Origin of the sequence: Emticicia sp. TH156, from assembly GCF_002855535.1 — a bacterium.
In the GTDB taxonomy this organism is placed as follows: Bacteria; Bacteroidota; Bacteroidia; order Cytophagales; family Spirosomataceae; genus Emticicia; species Emticicia fluvialis.
In genome coordinates, this window is sequence record NZ_PKRS01000001.1 from 265717 (window position 1) to 284851 (window position 19135).

Annotated in this window: 16 protein-coding genes; 7 read left to right on the forward strand and 9 right to left on the reverse strand. The window is 43.1% G+C overall.

What is annotated here, in order from left to right; genetic code table 11:
* The first annotated feature begins 54 nt into the window (after positions 1 to 54).
* Both C0V77_RS01135 and C0V77_RS01140 read left to right on the forward strand, forming a co-directional pair.
* The gene (locus C0V77_RS01135; RefSeq protein WP_101724472.1) at positions 55 to 363 is read left to right on the forward strand and encodes an SCP2 sterol-binding domain-containing protein; all 309 of its coding nucleotides are present in this window, start codon (positions 55 to 57) and stop codon (positions 361 to 363) included.
* A gap of 52 nt (positions 364 to 415) precedes the next feature.
* The gene (locus C0V77_RS01140) at positions 416 to 2206 is read left to right on the forward strand and encodes an acyl-CoA dehydrogenase (protein WP_101724473.1); all 1791 of its coding nucleotides are present in this window, start codon (positions 416 to 418) and stop codon (positions 2204 to 2206) included.
* A gap of 47 nt (positions 2207 to 2253) precedes the next feature.
* Here C0V77_RS01140 and C0V77_RS01145 read toward each other — a convergent pair whose 3' ends face one another.
* From C0V77_RS01145 to C0V77_RS01165, 5 genes are all read right to left on the reverse strand, one after another.
* Positions 2254 to 2937 carry a head GIN domain-containing protein gene (locus C0V77_RS01145; RefSeq protein WP_101725011.1) on the reverse strand — a complete coding sequence of 228 codons (684 nt, stop codon included), beginning with the start codon at positions 2935 to 2937 and terminating at the stop codon, positions 2254 to 2256.
* A 163-nt stretch (positions 2938 to 3100) separates the two neighbouring features.
* Positions 3101 to 4165 carry a hypothetical protein gene (locus C0V77_RS01150; protein WP_101724474.1) on the reverse strand — a complete coding sequence of 355 codons (1065 nt, stop codon included), beginning with the start codon at positions 4163 to 4165 and terminating at the stop codon, positions 3101 to 3103.
* Positions 4166 to 4286: 121 nt separating this feature from the next.
* A complete protein-coding gene (locus tag C0V77_RS01155) occupies positions 4287 to 5444 on the reverse strand; it encodes an MFS transporter (RefSeq protein WP_101724475.1) in 1158 nt (385 codons plus the stop codon).
* A gap of 79 nt (positions 5445 to 5523) precedes the next feature.
* A complete protein-coding gene (locus tag C0V77_RS01160) occupies positions 5524 to 5913 on the reverse strand; it encodes a VOC family protein (protein ID WP_101724476.1) in 390 nt (129 codons plus the stop codon).
* A complete protein-coding gene (locus C0V77_RS01165; RefSeq protein ID WP_229236169.1) occupies positions 5910 to 6572 on the reverse strand; it encodes an HAD family phosphatase in 663 nt (220 codons plus the stop codon). Before C0V77_RS01165 ends, C0V77_RS01160 begins: the two co-directional genes overlap by 4 nt.
* Before the next feature lie 313 nt (positions 6573 to 6885).
* Between C0V77_RS01165 and uvrA the strand changes: the two genes are divergently transcribed.
* On the forward strand, positions 6886 to 9774 hold the full coding sequence (gene uvrA / locus C0V77_RS01170) for an excinuclease ABC subunit UvrA (RefSeq protein WP_101724477.1): 2889 nt from the start codon (positions 6886 to 6888) through the stop codon (positions 9772 to 9774).
* A 20-nt stretch (positions 9775 to 9794) separates the two neighbouring features.
* Here uvrA and C0V77_RS01175 read toward each other — a convergent pair whose 3' ends face one another.
* Positions 9795 to 10262, reverse strand: a complete 468-nt coding sequence (locus C0V77_RS01175) for a MarR family winged helix-turn-helix transcriptional regulator (protein ID WP_101724478.1) — start codon at positions 10260 to 10262, stop codon at positions 9795 to 9797.
* Positions 10263 to 10510: 248 nt separating this feature from the next.
* The gene (locus C0V77_RS01180) at positions 10511 to 11581 is read right to left on the reverse strand and encodes a branched-chain amino acid aminotransferase (RefSeq protein ID WP_101724479.1); all 1071 of its coding nucleotides are present in this window, start codon (positions 11579 to 11581) and stop codon (positions 10511 to 10513) included.
* 487 nt (positions 11582 to 12068) lie between these two features.
* On the opposite strand from C0V77_RS01180, the gene C0V77_RS01185 reads away from it, so the two are divergent.
* The 4 genes from C0V77_RS01185 to C0V77_RS01200 all read left to right on the forward strand — a co-directional run bounded on the left by C0V77_RS01185 (position 12069) and on the right by C0V77_RS01200 (position 16722).
* Positions 12069 to 12803, forward strand: a complete 735-nt coding sequence (locus C0V77_RS01185) for a metallophosphoesterase family protein (protein ID WP_101724480.1) — start codon at positions 12069 to 12071, stop codon at positions 12801 to 12803.
* Positions 12804 to 13052: 249 nt separating this feature from the next.
* The gene (locus C0V77_RS01190; RefSeq protein WP_101724481.1) at positions 13053 to 14852 is read left to right on the forward strand and encodes an acyl-CoA dehydrogenase family protein; all 1800 of its coding nucleotides are present in this window, start codon (positions 13053 to 13055) and stop codon (positions 14850 to 14852) included.
* Positions 14853 to 15234: 382 nt separating this feature from the next.
* On the forward strand, positions 15235 to 15699 hold the full coding sequence (locus C0V77_RS01195) for a VOC family protein (RefSeq protein WP_101724482.1): 465 nt from the start codon (positions 15235 to 15237) through the stop codon (positions 15697 to 15699).
* 213 nt (positions 15700 to 15912) lie between these two features.
* The gene (locus C0V77_RS01200; RefSeq protein ID WP_101725013.1) at positions 15913 to 16722 is read left to right on the forward strand and encodes an enoyl-ACP reductase; all 810 of its coding nucleotides are present in this window, start codon (positions 15913 to 15915) and stop codon (positions 16720 to 16722) included.
* Between the two features lie 175 nt (positions 16723 to 16897).
* Here C0V77_RS01200 and C0V77_RS01205 read toward each other — a convergent pair whose 3' ends face one another.
* Positions 16898 to 17314, reverse strand: a complete 417-nt coding sequence (locus C0V77_RS01205; protein WP_101724483.1) for an avidin/streptavidin family protein — start codon at positions 17312 to 17314, stop codon at positions 16898 to 16900.
* A 236-nt stretch (positions 17315 to 17550) separates the two neighbouring features.
* Positions 17551 to 19113 carry an aldehyde dehydrogenase (NADP(+)) gene (locus C0V77_RS01210; RefSeq protein WP_101724484.1) on the reverse strand — a complete coding sequence of 521 codons (1563 nt, stop codon included), beginning with the start codon at positions 19111 to 19113 and terminating at the stop codon, positions 17551 to 17553.
* Positions 19114 to 19135 lie beyond the last annotated feature (22 nt).

Below are 19135 nucleotides of genomic sequence, written 5' to 3' on the forward strand. Positions count from 1 at the left end.
CAGTCTAATTTTATTAACTTTCGACTTTCTATTTTACCTCAAAAATACAAGACAATGACCGCAAAAGAATATTTACAAAACACCACGGCCAAGTTAAACGAGTCTGGAATTGAAGATGTAAACACAACTTTGCATTTTGATTTTGGCAGCGAAACCTACACCATGCACGTAGCAGCCGGCAAAGCAGAGTTAAAAGATGGCTTTGAAGGAAACGCAGAATGTGTGATTAAGGCCAATGAAGCAGACTTTGTGAAAATTGCAACTGGCGATATGAACCCGATGATGGCAATGATGATGGGGAAACTGAAAATATCTAACCCGGGCGCCATGATGAAATATGCCAAAATGCTTGGCCTGATGTAACGGGCTGTGTGCTTTTTGTTTCAGCATCTTAAAATTTTTCAACGTGCGTATCATGGCAAAGAATTTCTTCAGTAAAAGAAATGTGAATTTTCTACTTTATGAAGTGCATGACGTAGAGTCACTGACAAGGCATAGCTATTTTGCAGACCATAACAGGGAAACGTTCGATATGACCATCGACACGGCCACTCAGATAGCCGAAAACCTGATGTTTCCGTTTCTGAAAGACATTGATAAAAACCAGCCTGAGCTAAAAGATGGCCAGGTACAGGTGCACCCCTCTATCAGGAATTACCTGAAAGCAGTAGGGGAATCTGGTATTATCGGAGCTGACTTCGATTACGAAAACGGTGGCGCCCAAATGCCGGTAACTATCACAAGCACAGTAGGATACATCCTGATGTCGGCCAATAACGGTATGATGTATACAGGCCTTACCGCCGGTGGTGCAAGGCTAATTGCCAGCTTCGGCTCTGATGAACTGAAAAAGCAGTATATAGAAAACATGATTACCGGCAAATGGCAGGGAACCATGTGCCTTACCGAGCCACAGGCGGGCAGTTCGCTCTCTGACATTACCTCTTCTGCCGAGCCTCTGGAAAATGGCGCTTACAAAATAAGAGGGCAAAAAGTTTTTATTTCAGCCGGAGACCATGATGCAACCGAAAACATTATACATCTGTTTCTGGCCCGTATTAAAGGTGCGCCAAAGGGCACGAAAGGAATATCTTTATTTGTAGTACCCAAATACAGGTTGGATGGCACCGATAATGACGTTACCTCTATGGGTATTTATCATAAATTAGGCCAAAAAGGAGTACCCGCCATGCACTTGGGCTTTGGCGACAGAAACGACGATTGTATCGGGTATCTGGTAGGTGAACCCAATAAAGGGTTGTCTTATATGTTTCAGATGATGAATGAAGCACGTATAGGCGTGGGCCTTACCGGGGTTTCTATTACTTCTGCTGCTTATTATGCTGCCCTAGAGTATGCACACGAAAGGCCGCAAAGCCGCAGGTTAAATGCCAAAACCGCATTAGACACACCTCAGGTACCAATAATTCAGCACCCTGACGTGAAACGGATGCTGCTATTCCAGAAATCGGTAGTAGAAGGAGGCTTGTCTTTGTTGCTGGAAACCTCTAAGTATTTCGACCTGTCGGAAGCAAGTGATGACCCAGAAGAAAAAGAAAACGCTCACCTGATGGTTGAGTTGCTGACCCCGATTGCCAAGACTTTTCCATGTGAATACGGTGTTTTGTCTATCAGCAATGCGGTTCAATGCTTTGGCGGATATGGCTTTACTGAGGATTTCCCGGTTGAACAATACTACCGCGATATCCGCATTACGCCTATTTATGAAGGTACAACCGGGATACAGTCGCAGGATTTACTGGGTAGAAAAATAATGCTGGCGGGCGGAAAACCCCTGCAACTGCTTGCTGCGGAAATAGGCAAAACAATTGAAACAGCCAACCAATATGAAGGCTTAATAAAATATGCTCAGCTGCTTACAGAAAGCACCGGGCAATTATCGAAGGTAACAAAACATCTGTTGGGTATTGCAGGCACCGGTGATATTGAAAGATTCTTGTCTGATGCCACACTTTATATGGAGCTTTTCAGCCTGAATGTAATTGCATGGCAATGGCTGAAACAAGGCGTTGTGGCGCAGCAGAAGCTATTGGCAGGTGCCAATGATGCCGACTTCTACGAAAGTAAGATTCATACCATGAAATATTTCTTTCATTATGAACTGCCCAAAACACAAGGGCTGGCAACACGCCTTACAGATACGGAAGTACTGACAATAATGACAGAAAAAGAAATAGTAATGTAACAACCGGGGGGCTGCTCAGGCACCTCCCCGGTGCTTTCAATACCGAATCAATTAGCGGATTTTACTGTTCCTGCACCCGAAGTGTTGGCAACAACAGAGGTAGCGCCGCCTTTGTAACGCACACTGCTTGCTCCACTGGCTTCGGCTACTATTCTACTGGTAACATATACTTTGGCTCCACTTGAACCCGAGGCATCAATTGTAGCCGTAGATACCTTAAAGTCATAAGCATTGAGGCTTGAAGCACCTGATACATCGGCAGTGAGCTTCTGTCCGTCGCCAACAATAGCAACACTTGAAGCGCCTGAACAATCAAGGGCTAAATTTTTTGCATCAATATCAAAGGTAGCGCTCGACGCGCCCGACAAATCAATACCAAAAGACTCGCTGCTGAAACCCGATACTTTTGCTTTACTGGCACCTGAAAAACTGACAGCCACCAATTTGGGCATGGTTATGTTGATGTAAACTTCCTTGCGGTTTTTCCAGCCAGACCAATTAGACGGATAGCCAATCCGGAGTTCACCGTTTGACACTTTCACAACCAGGTCTTTCAAATCCTGCTCACGTCCTGAAGTTTCTATCTTGTAATTGTTAGACTGCGTAACCGTAATAATAAAGGCATTGCCCATATCAAGTTTATCGAAGCCGCTTAAACTGAATGAACGCTTAGATTCCTGTGCGGTAGCAGCAGTTGCAATGAATAGGAGTAAAATGAATAGCTTTTTCATGATTTTGTATTTGTTATAGTATCTATCATTCATAAGATGAAAAAAAACTTTAAACGTTGCACAGCAGGGCTTAAATTTTTGAATTTATTTATTTGGGTTATTTCAAAAACAAAAAAGCTGCCCAGAACAGGCAGCTTTTTCAATATCAGTACCTAACCGATTCTTACTTGTTTAATATCATTTTCTGATACAAAGGCTTTTTTGAGTCTCCACGCACTACTCTGACTGTCAACTCTGTTGCAGGCAGGTGTTCAGGCAATACATACGCTTTACGTAATTCTTTTACGGTTCCTGTTTTTTGCAATACCCTGGAGCCATCCTGGTTGACGACATCAACTGTTATCAGTTCAGTTTCATTCATTCCTGATAATTTCAGGAAAAACTCACCGTCAGTAGGGTTTGGATACACCCCGATAGCCGGTTGGATATTACGACTTTTGGCTCTGGTAAAAAGCGTACCATTGGCGAGGTCAGTGGTTGCAGAGAGACTGGCATCTTCACTTATTGACCAGGTACCTTTATCAAGAAAGGCTATTACGTCTAAATCAGACCCATTGGCTAAAGATATTTTTGCTGAACCTCTGGTCGATTCAGATTTCAGTGTCCAGTATTCATTCTGATTGATAGCGTCAACATTTTCTGAAATCTTCTCAGAAATACTCAAGGGGCTTCTATACAGATACGATGCCGTTAAGGTCTGATTGCTATGATTACCTGCTACCCTGAAAGCACGGTAATTGTTGCCATCTCCCAGCGGAAATTCAAAAGATTCGCTACCTTCTTTACTGATTACACCTTTGATATGAGAAAAATCGGAGGCTCCGTCATATCTGCTGCCAGCACTGAAAATCAGCGGACTCTGCGAAGAAGATTCAATCACCCCTCTACGGAAAGACAACGCACCTTCAACCCGCAAGGGAGTTTCCAGCTTTAAATCGTTATCGAGCAGTAACTGCCCGAAAGACACTTCCTTTGGACTTCTCAGTACCTGCATACTGTTGCCGTCGAAAACAACTGTTCCGTTCGATTTCAACAAACTCAGGTTATCAAAATTCTTCTGAAAATGTATCTTACCGTTGTTAGTGATTTTCCCGTCGTTTACTACATCAGTATTAAAGCTCACAACGGCACCTTCGCTCACAAAGAGTTCAGCACCATTATTATACACTTGCGCCTGTATTTGCGTAGCCATCAGGCATACGCCAAAAGAGTAGATAATTTTCTTCATACAAAACCCTTTTAATATTGCTCGCTAAATGTAAATAATATTCATTAGAAGAAAAAGAATTTAATGCAAATTCTATTAATTGGTTTAAAAAATAAAGGCTGGCAGTATCCTGAAAAACAAATCAGTAAAGCTTTACTTTATTAACCAGCAATACCCACACCAAAGCCAGAGAGGCAATCAGAGCAAAAGCAAAAGGCAGGCTTATGCTTTCAGAAACAAAGCCTATCAGAACCGGCCCGGCCAGAAATCCGGCCATGCTAAAGGTATTCATGGTTGCCAAACCCGCACCTTTGGCCATGCCGGGTACCCTTGCCGAGCTGCCGTAAAGAATAGGCGCCCCGCATGAAACCCCTGCCCCCACTAAGGCAAAACCTAAAATGGCCGTGGCTGTGTAGGGCAACAGAATAGATATAATAATACCGGCGGCAGCAATAATACCACCTATTTTAAGCACCTGATTTCCGCCATAACGCGGAATAAGGGCATCGCCGGCAAAACGACCCAGTGACATACAAAGTGAGTATCCGGCCAGCCCCCAGCCAATAAAGTAATCTTGTGTTTGTACTACATCGCGCATATAAACGGCTGTCCAGTCGGCCATGGTACCTTCGGTAATATTGGTACACAGGCTTATCAGTATCATCAATAGTAAGGCGCCTTTCGGAAAAACAAATTTTGCGCCTTCGCCAGCTTCTATCTTTTCTTCATGAATACTCATAACCGTGGGCCGGATAAAAAATGCAAGACCTATAAAGCAGACGGTTATCAGCCACATATGGTAAGTTGGGGGTATTTTCATACCCTGTGTAAAACTTGCCAGAATAGAGCCCAGCATTAGCCCGGCACTAAACATACCATGGCAGGTAGACATGATGTTGATGCTATATTGATGCTCGAGACTGGTAACACAGGTGTTCATGGCCACATTGGTGGTAGAAATGCTGATACCCACCAGAAACAAACTAAAGGCTACCAGCGGCAGGTAGGTCATAGTTACAGGCATGGCATACACCACCGACATAAAAATCAGACCGGCAATGGTGGTGTTTCTCATACCAAAACGGTTAATGAGAATAGTAGTAAAGGGGTTCATACCTGCGGCACCCAGAGGCATAAAAAGCAGCAGCAAGCCCAGTTGGGCATCATCTAATGCATATTTTTGCTTTACAAACGGAATAAGCGTAGCCCAACTGCCAAACAACATGCCCATGGCTGTAAAAACCATGGCAACAGCCAGACTCTGGCGATGAAAGAAAAATGTTGATAAATGCTTAAACATAAAATAAGAGAGCCAACAGGATGTATTTTAAACAATACTGACCTGATGGCTGATAATACAATTCAATTACAAAATATTTTTATGCCGTAATTTCTATACGGTTCTTTTCAGGGTCCAGAATCACACTTTCATAGTAGCCGTCGCCTGTCCATCGGGGCTCTCCAACAACCTCAAAACCAGCTTTTCTGAATAGCTCCGTCATTTCATCAACTTTTGCTTTGCTCCCTACTGAAAAAGCCAGGTGCGTAAGACCCATAAACTGTTCATGCCCACTATTTGTGGTATCGGTAATACCGGGCATCTGCATCAGCTCCAGCCTTGCGCCTGAATCAAAAGCAATAAAGTATGACTCATAGTTTTTCTTCTCATTTCTATACTTCTCATTGGCTACCCCACCGAAATAAGTAACGTAAAACTCGCGCATCAAATCCAGTTTTCTTACCCAAACAGCCACGTGCTCAATTTTCATAGCTCAAAAAATGATTTAATATGCTGGTAAGTCAGCCCTCTGTAATCTGCAATGTAGTGGGTGCAAACCGGTAATTCTTCCTTTTTATAGGTTGTTAAAACCCCAATAACTTTGGCACCGGCAGCTTTACCGGCCGTAACGCCTGAATGCGAATCTTCAAAAACAAGACAGTTTTCAGGCAGTATACCCAGATTAGCCGCCGATTTTATATAAACCTCAGGGTGGGGCTTATGATGGGTTACATCTGCACTAGATAACAGCGACTGCATTTTATCTGCCAATGGCAATTTGCTTAAAATCATTTCAAGGTTCTCGACAGGCGCAGAGGTGGCAATACCCGTTTTGATGCCATTGGCTTTCAGGTCGTCAATAAAATCCAGAAGGCCCTCAATAGCAACTACTTCTGGTTCATAGAGTTGTCTGAACAGCGCCTCCTTCTCAAACTCCATCAGGTTAAACTCGTCGCCGGTTACCTCTCTTTTAAGAAAGTATTTCAGAATATAGCTGTTGCTTTTGCCATACATGTGGGCTATAAATTCTTCTTCTGTGGCCTCAATATCATATTTTTTCAAGAATGCCTTCCAGGCCAGCGAATGGTGAGGGTTGGTGTGGCAAATAACCCCGTCCATATCAAAAATTACTGCAAATGGTGTTTCCAATAGTAGATATCTGATTTTTAACGCAAAATTACGGCTTTTGCCCGGCGTTTACCAGTTATTTATTTGCTATTTCTGATGCCTGATTGACCAGCCGGCCATCAACAAAAAGAATACCGTCAAAGCAAGCCCGGAAACATATTTAAAAGCCTGATTTCAAGAAATTGACGGGCCAAATTATTAGTATTGCAGAAAAGAACTATCTCTTTAATTATTTGGTTACATGATTTGAGACTTTTCTCTCTTAATGAAAGATTTACCAATTCCAACAATATAAATACCCGAATCTGTACGAAGGACACCGGGCTTTTTCTGCATGGACAATTCTGCGCTTAATTTAATAAAATACCCCGATGTTGATGCCCTTGACCCTAAGCAATTCATCATCATTAAAGGAGCCAAAGTAAATAATTTAAAAAATATTGATGTTGCCATTCCGCGCAACAAACTGGTGGTGGTAACGGGGCTTTCAGGCAGTGGAAAATCGTCTCTGGCGTTTGATACCCTCTTTGCCGAAGGCCAGCGTATGTATGTAGAGAGTCTCAGCTCTTATGCACGCCAGTTTCTGGGCCGTATGGAAAAACCCGAGGTAGAGTACATCAAAGGTGTTTCGCCGGCTATTGCCATAGAACAGAAGGTAGCCACCAAAAACCCGCGCTCTACTGTGGGTACTACCACCGAAATCTACGACTACCTGAAGCTCTTGTTTGCCCGCATTGGCATTACCTATTCGCCGGTTTCAGGCAAAGAGGTAAAAAAAGATACGGTAACTGATGTTGTGAATTTTATTCTGTCAAAAGAAGAAGGAACCAGAGTAATGGTACTGACCCCGCTGAAAATAAAAGACAACCGCAATGTAAAAAAAGAACTTGACCTGCTGCTTCAGAAAGGATACACCCGTGTGCTGGTTGACGGAGAAATAAAACAGATTGAAGAAATAGTTGAAGGAACTGAGATTATAGACGAAAAACAGCACAACATTGAAATTCTGATAGACCGGAACGTGGTAAAATATGATGAAGATACGCAGTTCCGTTTCTCAGATTCTATACAAACTGCTTTTTTTGAAGGAGAAGGCGAATGTATTGTAGATGTAATTGGCCAGGGGAAACAGACTTTCTCTGACAGGTTTGAGTTAGATGGCATAGCCTTTGAAGAACCAAGCGTTAATCTATTTACTTTTAATAATCCGTATGGCGCCTGTAAACGCTGCGAGGGATTCGGGAAAATTCTGGGTTTAGACCCTGACCTGGTGATTCCGGATAAAAATCTTTCGGTATTTGAAGGAGCCATTGCTCCCTGGAGGACCGAACGCATGAGCGAGTGGGTAGCGCCGTTACTCAAAAATGGCATCCGTTTCGACTTCCCCATTCACAGGGCTTATAAAGACCTTACCCAGGAGCAAAAAGACCTGCTCTGGACAGGCAATTCTTATTTTGAAGGCCTGGACGCATTCTTTCGGGATATAGAAAGCCAGGTACACAAGGTTCAGTACCGGGTAATGCTTTCACGCTATCGGGGGCGTACCGATTGCCCTGAATGCCGGGGCTCGCGACTGCGTAAAGATGCAGCTTATGTAAAAGTAGGTGGTGCTTCTATTACCGACCTTGTACTGATGCCGATATCAGATGTATCACAATTCTTTAATAATCTTGAGCTGCCTGATTATCAGCAAGGCATAGCCAAAAGAATACTGATTGAAATTAACAGCCGTCTCGATTTTATGGAAAGGGTTGGTTTAGGATACCTGACACTCAACCGATTAACCTCCAGTCTGTCAGGCGGCGAGTTTCAACGTATTAAACTGGCCACCTCTCTGGGTAGTGCTCTGGTTGGTTCAATGTACATTTTAGATGAGCCAAGCATCGGCCTGCACCCGAGAGATACGCGCCGTTTGGTAAGCGTGCTGGAATCATTAAGAGATTTAGGTAACACCGTAGTTGTAGTAGAGCATGAGGAAGAGGTAATGCTGGCAGCTGATGAGATAATTGACATAGGCCCCGAAGCAGGAACCCTGGGCGGTAACCTGATGTTTCAGGGGAATTGGGAAGATATTATGCGGTTGAAAACAACCCCACCCCTAACCCTCCGCGACGGCTGCCGCCCCAACAGTGGGGAGGGAGCCGTAAGCCACACTATCCGCTTCCTGACAGGTGAAGACCATGTGCCTGTGCCTCAGAAAAGAAGAAAACCTGCCGACTTTATTGAACTAAAAGGTGCCAGAGAGAATAATTTAAAAGAGGTAGATGTAAAATTTCCGCTAGGTACACTTACCGTGGTAACGGGTGTGAGTGGTTCGGGAAAATCTACACTGGTTCGCAAAATCCTTTTCCCGGCCATCGCCAGGCTAAAAGGAGAATACAGCGAAGAAGCCGGAAAATATAGCGAGCTGATTGGCTCTCTCGACAGAATTACGCAGATTGAAATGGTTGACCAGAACCCAATCGGTAAGTCGTCGCGTTCTAACCCTGTTACCTATATTAAGGCCTACGATGCTATCAGGCAGTTGATGTCAGACCAGCCCCTGTCTAAAGCCCGCGACTACAAACCGGCTTTCTTCTCATTCAACGTTGATGGCGGCCGTTGTGAGGCATGCCAGGGAGAAGGAGAACAAACCATAGAGATGCAGTTTATGGCTGATGTACGCCTGAAATGCGAAAGTTGCGGTGGCAAGCGCTTCAAACAGGAGATTCTGGAAGTAAAATATAAAGATAAAGACATTGCCGATATACTGGCCATGACGGTGGATGAGGCGCTAGAGTTTTTCAGGGAAAGTGACCCGAAACTGGCCGAGAAACTACAGCCTTTGCAGGATGTGGGCTTGGGTTACATTGGTTTGGGGCAGTCGTCAAGCACTTTGTCGGGTGGTGAGGCACAAAGGGTTAAACTGGCATTCTTCTTAAGCAAAGGCAATGCCGATAAAGGTAAAACCTTGTTTGTGTTTGATGAACCAACAACCGGGCTACATTTTCATGACATCAAGAAGCTGCTGAAAGCCATTAATGCCTTGGTTGACCAGGGAGACTCGGTTATTATTATTGAACACAACATGGAAATCATTAAGTCGGCCGACTGGATAATTGACTTAGGCCCTGAAGGCGGAGAAAAAGGTGGTTACCTGACTTTTGAAGGCACGCCAGAAGATATGGTAAAGCTGGAAAATAACTATACAGCTGAGTTCCTGAAAGATAAGATAGAGGTCTGAACTTAGTTCAGACCTCTATCTTAATGCATTATTTCAAATATAATATTGTCTTTTACCTTGCTGTTTTCTTCATCAACCAAAGCATTAATATCTTTAATTACCTCAAAAAAAACAGCCAGTTTTTCAGCAGGGATAGTCTCCTGAATCTTCTTGTTGAAGATAATCACTCCTTCGCGGGCAAAATTCCTCTTTTTCTTCCCTTCTTCTGTCAGGTACACCTTTACAAAACGCTTGTCGTCGGCATCTGTTTCTCTGTAGATCCAGCCTTTTTCTTCAAGGGTTTTCAGCATGCGCGTCAGACTTCTGGGCTCCATACCTATCGACGGCCCAATTTTAGTTGCCGGCGTACCTTTCTCTGAATCAATATTAAGCAAGACATACCCAATGGCCATGGTAATATCATATTGCCCTGCATAAGTATTATACATACGCGAAATGGCATGCCAGGCCCATTTAATGTAAAAATCAATAGTCTTTTCCTTCCTCATTGGTGTTTTTTGCTTCGGGTAACCACAAATGTAGAAAAAAATCAGTATGCAGGCATACTGTTCGGAAAATTATTTTGAGAAACAGAAACCTTCTTCTTTTTTAATTGATATACAATATTTCTAAAATGTAAATTTTGTTTTCATTCATGCCTGCATTCTTCATAAATGCTTACTTATCTTTGAGTTATGAAAAAAAAAGCGACCGGTTGCCCGGTCGCCCATATCATACATTAAGTAATTTGCTATAATCAACCATTTACTTTCCAAACCCAGCCAAAAGTATCTTCTACTTTACCTGTGCGTAAATCATTCAAAGCATTTTTCAGTTTAGAAGAAACCGACGATTCGGTTATGGCAGGTAAATCGTAATCTTCACCATTGTAGCCAATAGCTGCAAACGGAGAAACCACAACCGCTGTACCGGCGCCAAAAACCTCGGTTACCTTACCGCTTTTTATACCGGAAATTACCTCATCTACAGATACTTTTCTTTCTTCAACTTCAATATTCATCGATTTCGCCAATTGCAACAGCGAATCGCGGGTGATACCTTTCAGAATTGTGCTGCTTACAGCAGGGGTTACCAGTTTGCCATCAATCACAAACATCACGTTCATCGTGCCAGACTCCTCAAAATACTTGTGTTCAATGGCATCTGTCCATAACAATTGGGTATAGCCTTGCTCCTGCGCCAACTTAGCCGGATACAAAGAGGCTGCGTAGTTACCTGCACATTTGGCATAACCCACACCACCCGGAGCAGCACGGATAAACTCGGTCTCTACTTTCACTTTTGGCGGTGTAGAGTAGTATTTACCGGCAGGGCTCATAATAATCATGAACCGGTAGCTCTGAGAAGGGCGAACACCCAGGTAAACATCACTAGAGAACATAAACGGACGTAGGTACAAAGAGTTATCTTCACCTTTAGGAACCCAGGCCGCATCTAAACGCAACAACTCTTCCAACCCGCCTACAAATATATCTTCAGGTACCTGTGCCATACACATACGTTCTGCCGAAATATTGAAACGTTTCCAGTTTTCCTGCGGACGGAACATCAAAACTTCGTCATTATCATTCTTGAAAGCCTTCATACCTTCAAAAATGGCTTGTCCGTAATGCAGCACTGCAAGCGCCGGATTATAGCTGATATCGCCATAAGGTAAAATTTTTGGTGTCTGCCACGCGCCGTTTATATAGTCGGCTACGAGCATGTGGTCTGTAAAGAGTGAGCCAAACTGAATATTATTGGGGTCAAGCTGATGTATCCTGCTTTCAGCTACTGTGGTCACGTCGAAGTTTAATGTCTCTGTCATGGTAAACCTTTTTTAATAACTCAAATAAAATTTCTTTTGCGAAGCAACAAAGAATATACCACATTGTCAAGGAAAAATGCAAAAATAGTTGTTAAGACAAGTTTTCTTTTCCAGATACTCCTTTAAGTAGTTTTGTCTGATAATAAAAACTCATATTCTGGCGCAATTAAAAGCTGCCTGAAAGCCGTTGATGCTATACGTAGTACGATACAAGTGGTACATACGCACAGCTGAAGAGCTGAGGGGTCTTCATTAAAGCCATTCTTACAAAACTTAGGCTATTAAACCCGGGCAAATGGCAAAACTGGTGGTAATAAAAGGCATTAAATGCCATAAGTTTACCGGGGATTTTGCCTCTTATGCTTTTTTCAGTTTTCTTTGCCAACTGCCCTGATATGAACTAATTCAAGTGTCTGACTGAAACAATCTTTTAATTGAATGGTTCTTAATTGTTAAACGGGTGCAACCTTTCTGCAGATTGAGTACTATGAAACCACGTACACTAGTTGTTGGCGATATACATGGCGGGCTGAAAGCATTAAAGCAGGTTATGGAACGTGCCGCTGTGAGTAAAGATGACACCCTCGTATTTCTGGGTGACTATGTAGATGGCTGGAGCGAGTCGGCACAGGTAATACAGTTTATGATAGAGCTTAACGAAACCCGGAATTGCGTTTTTGTGAAGGGGAATCATGATGTTTGGTGCGAAGAGTGGCTGCGCGAAAAAGAATGGGATAAAGTTTGGGGCTTTCACGGTGGTTTTCTGACAGTGAAAAGCTATGAATCAATAAATGATGCAGAACGGCTGGAACATCTGAATTTTTTTGAACGCATGAAGATGTATCATATCGACGAAAACAACCGCCTATTTATACACGCCGGGTTTACTTCTATGCACGGGCCGATGCAGGAGTTCCACCCATCTAATTTTAACTGGGACAGAACCCTTTGGGAAATGGCGCTGACGATGGATAAGCACATCAGGAAAGACTCAAAACTGTTTCCTAAAAGGCTTTTGATATTTGATGAAATATACATTGGGCATACCCCAACCCTGAACTATGACACAACCGTACCTATGAACGGCTGCAATGTTTGGAACATAGACACCGGGGCGGCGTTCTGGGGTAGCCTTAGTATATTAGATGCCGACACCAAGCAATTCTGGCAAAGTGACCCCCTGCCCCAATTATACCCCAACGAAAAAGGAAGGAACAGATAATAACTTTACTGGCACGCTACTGATTTGCCCGTAGACCTGTTCTGCTTCTACAAAAGCAACAAATACACTGCCCGGTAAAACATCGGCCCTCTATACCTCTTTTAGCAGTAACAAAACCTTAACGGGACCGGTTAAAAAAAACTAATAGTATGCTTGCATAATATTTTCAAAAAATATTATCTTTGTAACAGTATGCGCGCATAACAATGCGCCTGCATTTTCAAAAGACGAATTTCAACTCATAATACTATGTTAGCAACTGAAAATAAAGCATCAATTAAAGGAGGAGAATTCCTGATAAAAGATGTGGAAGCACATCAGATTTTTATTCCGGAAGAGTTTTCAGAAGAACAAAAATTGATTGCCGACACCTGTCGCGATTTCTTGCGTACAGAAATCCACCCACGGCTGAACGAAATTGACAATGCCAAGTCGCCGGAGTTGATGTCATCTCTCATGACCAAAGCGGGTGAATTGGGTTTGTTGGGTACTGCCGTGCCGGAAGAATACGGCGGGTTTGGCATGAGTTTTAATACCTCAATGCTGGTAGCAGAAGCACTGGGGCAAGGCCACTCGTTTTCAGTTGCGCAGTCGGCCCATACAGGTATTGGTACCTTACCTATAGTATATTACGGAAACGAAGAACAAAAAGCTAAATATCTCCCGTTACTAGCTACAGGCGAATGGAAAGCCGCTTATTGCTTAACAGAGCCGGATTCAGGGTCTGATGCCAACTCTGGCAAAACCAAAGCAGCTTTGTCGGCAGATGGCAAACACTATATCATTAACGGACAAAAGATGTGGATAACCAACGGCGGTTTCGCCGATTTATTCATTGTCTTTGCCAAAATTGATGATGACAAAAACCTGACGGCATTCATTATTGAGAAATCGTTCGGTGGCATTACCATGAACGAACCAGAGCACAAGCTGGGCATTAAAGGCTCAGACACCCGCCAGATTTTCTTTAACGATTGCCATGTACCTGTTGAAAACATGTTGTCGTCTCGCGGTAATGGTTTCAAAATAGCAGTAAACATACTCAACGTTGGGCGTATTAAACTGGGCATAGCCGTAATAGGCGGGTCTAAAGGCTCTCTTGGCCATGCTATTAACTACGCCAACGAGCGCAAGCAATTTGGTGTTTCTATTGCCACATTTGGCGCTATTAAATATAAACTGGCCGAAATGGCTACACGCATTTTTGCCTCGGAGTCTGCCAACTACAGAGCCGGACAAAACATTGACGACGCCATAGAAGACCTGAAAGCCCAGGGCTTAACAGATGCCGAAGCCAAGCTGAAAGCACTGGAGCAGTTCTCTATTGAGTGTGCTATTATGAAAGTGCACAGCTCTGAAGTGCTGGATTATACCGTTGACGAAAGCCTGCAGGTGTATGGCGGTATGGGTTATTCGGCCGATGCACCTATGGAGCGAGCTTACAGAGATGCGCGTATCAACCGGATTTTTGAAGGCACCAACGAAATCAACCGTATGTTGATTATTGACATGCTTTTGAAACGTGCGTTGAAAGGCGAGATAGACCTGATGACCCCCGCAATGGCCGTTGCCAAAGAAATTATGTCTGTGCCTGATTTTGGTGGCGCCGACGACGAAAGCGTATTTGCCGTTGAAAAGAAAGTGTTGAAAAACCTGAAAAAAGCAGCGCTGATGGTAGCAGGTGCAGCCGTGCAAAAATTCATGATGTCGTTGTCTGAAGAACAGGAAATACTAATGAACCTGGCAGATATGGCCATTGAAATTTATGTGGCTGAGTCAATATTGTTAAGAGTTGAGAAATTGATTGGCGTTAAAGGAGAAGCTAACGTGGCACTGCAAAAAGATATGGCTCTTATTTATCTGCACGAAGCCGTAAACAAAGTAAACATTGCAGGCAAAGAAGCCATTGCGTCTTTTGCTGAAGCCGATGAGCTGCGAGTAATGCTGATGGGTCTGAAACGATTTACCAAGATTGAACCATTTAACCTCAAAGCTGCGCGCCGCAGAGTGGCCGAAGCCATGATTGAGGAGAATAAATATATTTTTTAAAGCTCAAATAATCAATAACTAAGAACCAAAAAACCGTCTTCCGCTTGGAGGACGGTTTTTTATTTGGCCACTATTGTGGCAAAACTCTGATAAACACTATTAAATGCCAATAACCACAAATTCCCCAACTACCTCTTTTAGAAACTATTATGTTTTTGCCAACCAAATGGTTAACTTTAAAATGTATAGAACGGTGTTACCAAAAAAACCAAAGTATTTTGAGTTGCAAGTGGGAGAAAGCCTTAATCATATATGCAGTTACAGAGATAACTGCCGGCATCCAACAGACAAAGCATGACCCTTTTATTATAATCCGCAATACTAATAGCCAGATGGTATGATGCTGGCAGCTTAAAATATCATTCTAAAAAGAACCAAACCTATGGAAAAGGAGCAGAAAATAACGCCTTTCTTATGGTTCAATGGCAACATTGCAGAAGCTATTGAATTGTACACTTCGGTTTTTAAAAACACCAAAGTGCATTACACCAATAAAGTAGGCGATAAAATTATGAATGCCAAATTTGAGCTGGAAGGACAGGTGTTGCTGGCTCTGGATGGTGGCCCACATTTTGCATTTACACCGGCCATATCTATGTTTATTGATTGCAAAACCCAGGAAGAGATTGATTATTACTGGGATAATCTGATAGCCAACGGTGGCAAGCCAAGCAGATGTGGCTGGCTGGTAGATAAATTCGGGTTGTCGTGGCAGGTAGTACCAGATGTGCTCGGTCAATTGCTGGGCGACCCGGACCCTGCAAAGGCACAAAGAGCCATGAACGCCATGCTAAAGATGGATAAGCTGGATATTGAGACACTTAAAAAAGCCCATGCAGGAATTTAACGTAAAGAAAACAAACAACACCACAAACAGGCCAAACCAGCTTTTGAAATAATATTCATCCATCTACACACGCTCTTTTTATTGCGGTATTGTGTGCGCAAAAAATTGGGATGGTTTTTTATTTTTTTTGAAATTAACTACCTTTGGCACTCTAAAAACTATTATGACATTATCGTAGTGAATGCTACGGACTCAGATTTAAACTTACATATCATGGCATACGGATTACTAAAGGGTAAAAAGGGAATTATTTCTGGCGCATTAGACGAAAAATCTATCGCATGGAAAGTGGCACTGAAAGCAAAAGAAGAAGGTGCTTCTATTGTATTAACCAACGCTCCTATTGCTATGCGCATGGGCGAAATTAAGAAACTGGCCGAAGCCTGCGAAGCCGAGATTATTCCTGCAGATGCTACTGTTGTAGAAGAAATCGAAAATCTTTACACCAAATCAATGGACGTGCTAGGTGGTAAAGTTGACTTCGTATTGCACTCAATCGGTATGTCGCCAAACATTCGCAAAGGAAAAGCCTACGGCGATTTGAACTACGACTGGTTTCTGAAGAGTGTTGATGTATCGGCCTTATCATTCCATAAATTCTTACAGGTAGCCGAAAAAATGGATGCTATCAACGAGTGGGGGTCGGTAGTTGCTTTATCTTACATGGCGGCACAACGCACGTTTCCGTTCTATACTGATATGGCAGAAGCAAAAGCCATGTTAGAATCAATTGCACGCAGCTACGGCTACCGTTATGGCAAATTGAAGAATGTACGTGTAAACACGGTGTCGCAGTCTCCAACCAAAACTACTGCCGGTACTGGTGTTGGCGGTTTTGATAAATTCTATGATTTTGCCGATAAAATTGCTCCGCTGGGTAATGCCTCGGCTGATGCCTGTGCAGACTATGTAATCACGCTTTTCTCTGACCTTACCAAAATGGTAACCATGCAGAACCTTTTCCACGATGGCGGTTTTGTGAATACCGGTATCTCCGAAGACGTAATGGGATTGCTTGATTAAGTAAAAATCCTACTGATTATTTTGAAAGAGTATACTTAAAAATTAGTTTTCTGAAAACAAAAACCTGCTCCGGCTAACTACAATACCCGATATGTCAGCCAAAAGGTAATGGTAAGAGAATTAACATTTTTGGTATACTCTTTTGCTTTCTTCATATAAGCACCGAAAGTGATACTTAAAACGGGTTAGATTTTACAACACCTCTTTTAATATTTTCGGTTATTTTATCTTCTTCGGCAAGAATTTTCGTAAAATAATCCTTTCCTACAATGGTAGATTGCCATTCATTCGATATAGATGTTTCTGTAGTCAGCAGCCAGGTAGTTACAATCATTGGGTCTCCGAAGTCTGTTCTAAACTGCCCACTCCAACTTGTAACAGAATCTGAATTCATTAGCCCGTTTTGCCAAACCACTACCCAGCCAATAGCCATGCAATTGCCAGTCTGGCCATCAACCTGGCCGATTAAGCTATACATGCCTTCGGCATCTCCGACTTTTGTCTCGTAAGTACCTGAAATGTTACTTCCCGAAACTTGAAGGGTCATCTTTGACCCAAGTTCATTGTACCAAACCCCTTCTAGATTGTTCATGATTCTATTAATTAGGTTTTAAAAAAGATTTACTTTTTAATGCAATCATTCTTTTCAGTGCAATAAACATCCATTAGCGCCTTAGCCTTAATAAAGCTATACATAAAAAAAAACAAAACAATGATATTTTTATTAAACGGCACTTCTGTTTTGATGATGACTTTTTAACATGATATATGAAAAAAGGGGCTGTTCTTTACAGAAACAGCCCCTTCCGGTGTTTTTTGTTCAGATAATTACTTCTTCCATTCTCCTTCTACCAATCTCCAGATATTCAAAGGGTTATCACTTTTCAGTTCATCCGGCAGTAATTCATCAGGGAAATCCTGAAAGCTTACCGGGCGCGTAAAGCGTGTAATGGCTTTTGTACCTACAGAAGTAGAGCGCGAGTCAGTAGTTGCAGGGAAAGGCCCTCCGTGTATCATGGCATGATTTACCTCAACCCCTGTCGGGAATCCGTTTATAATCAATCGACCCACTTTCTGCTCCAGTATATCTAATAAGTCAGAATATTCAATTAAATCCTCAGGCGTACCATGAACAGTAGCCGTCAGGTGGCCGTCCAGATTACTGGCAGCTATCAGAATTTCTTCTTTTGTATTGGCTTCAACAATAAGGCTGGTTGGCCCGAATATCTCTTCTGCCAGTTCCGGCTTGGCATTTAACGACGCAATATCGGTGCGAAGAAACACAGGCTCAACAGCGGTAAAGCCTTCAGGTGCTTTGCCTACACCCATTACCTGTGTAAATTGCTTCGAGTGCTCGGTACCTCTCACATAGGCATCTTTTATACCCGGTGTAAGCATAATGCCCCCTTGTGTATGCGGCGCATTTTTCTCAATTTCATCAATAAAATCCTGGTTGTTTTCCAGAAACAGCATACCAGGGTTTGTACAGAACTGCCCTACCCCCAGCGTTACCGATGCCAGATAGCTGTTGGCAATTGAACGGCCTTTTTCTGCCAGAATCTTAGGTAAAACAAAAACCGGGTTTACACTTCCCATCTCGGCATATACCGGTATAGGTTCAGGGCGACGAACCGCCGCATCAAACAACGCTTTACCACCCTTCAGCGAGCCGGTAAACCCTACTGCTTTTATAACCGGATGTTTCACCAAAGCCATCCCGATTTCGTGTCCGTCATCAAATAACAAAGAGAAAACGCCGTCAGGCATACCTGTTGCCTGCGCTGCTTTCTGCACTGCCAGACCTACCAACTCTGAAGTACCCAGGTGGGCAGGATGCGCCTTCACAATTACACAGCAACCTGCTGCAAATGCCGAGGTGGTGTCGCCCCCGGCTACAGAAAACGCCAGTGGAAAATTACTGGCTCCAAAAACGCCAACCACACCCAGAGGGCGTTCCATTGAGCGTAAATCGGGGCGGGGCGCCGGCTGACGGTCAGGCATAGCGGCATCAATGCGGGCATCAACCCATGAGCCTTCTCTTAACAAATGAGCATATAACCTGAGCTGACCAACGGTTCGGCCTCTTTCACCCATGGCTCTTGCATTAGGTAAGCCAGACTCCAGCATGTATCTTTCCAGCAGGGTGTCGCCCAGATTCTCAATTTCTTCAGCTATTTTTTCTAAAAAATTAGCTTTTTCAAAGCCTGATTTTTTTCGATAAACCTGAAAAGCCTTTTCTGCTTTTTCAGTGGCCAGCTCAAGCTCGTCTAAAGTGGCTTTAAAAAAAAGCGGAGACAAGGCCTCGCCTGTTGCCGGATTAACTCCTTGAATGGCTACTGTTCCTTCAGAGAAAGATTCATAGCCAATAATATTTCTACCAGTAAGTTGCATAGCAGGGGTATTTAACAAAGAG

Excerpts from the sequence above, each read along its gene's own strand:
- C0V77_RS01135 (WP_101724472.1), top strand. The coding sequence starts at position 55 with ATGACCGCAAAAGAATATTTACAAAACACCACGGCCAAGTTAAACGAG.
- C0V77_RS01140 (WP_101724473.1), top strand. The coding sequence starts at position 416 with ATGGCAAAGAATTTCTTCAGTAAAAGAAATGTGAATTTTCTACTTTAT.
- C0V77_RS01145 (WP_101725011.1), bottom strand. The coding sequence starts at position 2,937 with ATGAAAAAGCTATTCATTTTACTCCTATTCATTGCAACTGCTGCTACC.
- C0V77_RS01150 (WP_101724474.1), bottom strand. The coding sequence starts at position 4,165 with ATGAAGAAAATTATCTACTCTTTTGGCGTATGCCTGATGGCTACGCAA.
- C0V77_RS01155 (WP_101724475.1), bottom strand. The coding sequence starts at position 5,444 with ATGTTTAAGCATTTATCAACATTTTTCTTTCATCGCCAGAGTCTGGCT.
- C0V77_RS01160 (WP_101724476.1), bottom strand. The coding sequence starts at position 5,913 with ATGAAAATTGAGCACGTGGCTGTTTGGGTAAGAAAACTGGATTTGATG.
- uvrA (WP_101724477.1), top strand. The coding sequence starts at position 6,886 with ATGGACAATTCTGCGCTTAATTTAATAAAATACCCCGATGTTGATGCC.
- C0V77_RS01175 (WP_101724478.1), bottom strand. The coding sequence starts at position 10,262 with ATGAGGAAGGAAAAGACTATTGATTTTTACATTAAATGGGCCTGGCAT.
- C0V77_RS01180 (WP_101724479.1), bottom strand. The coding sequence starts at position 11,581 with ATGACAGAGACATTAAACTTCGACGTGACCACAGTAGCTGAAAGCAGG.
- C0V77_RS01185 (WP_101724480.1), top strand. The coding sequence starts at position 12,069 with ATGAAACCACGTACACTAGTTGTTGGCGATATACATGGCGGGCTGAAA.
- C0V77_RS01190 (WP_101724481.1), top strand. The coding sequence starts at position 13,053 with ATGTTAGCAACTGAAAATAAAGCATCAATTAAAGGAGGAGAATTCCTG.
- C0V77_RS01195 (WP_101724482.1), top strand. The coding sequence starts at position 15,235 with ATGGAAAAGGAGCAGAAAATAACGCCTTTCTTATGGTTCAATGGCAAC.
- C0V77_RS01200 (WP_101725013.1), top strand. The coding sequence starts at position 15,913 with ATGGCATACGGATTACTAAAGGGTAAAAAGGGAATTATTTCTGGCGCA.
- C0V77_RS01205 (WP_101724483.1), bottom strand. The coding sequence starts at position 17,314 with ATGAACAATCTAGAAGGGGTTTGGTACAATGAACTTGGGTCAAAGATG.
- C0V77_RS01210 (WP_101724484.1), bottom strand. The coding sequence starts at position 19,113 with ATGCAACTTACTGGTAGAAATATTATTGGCTATGAATCTTTCTCTGAA.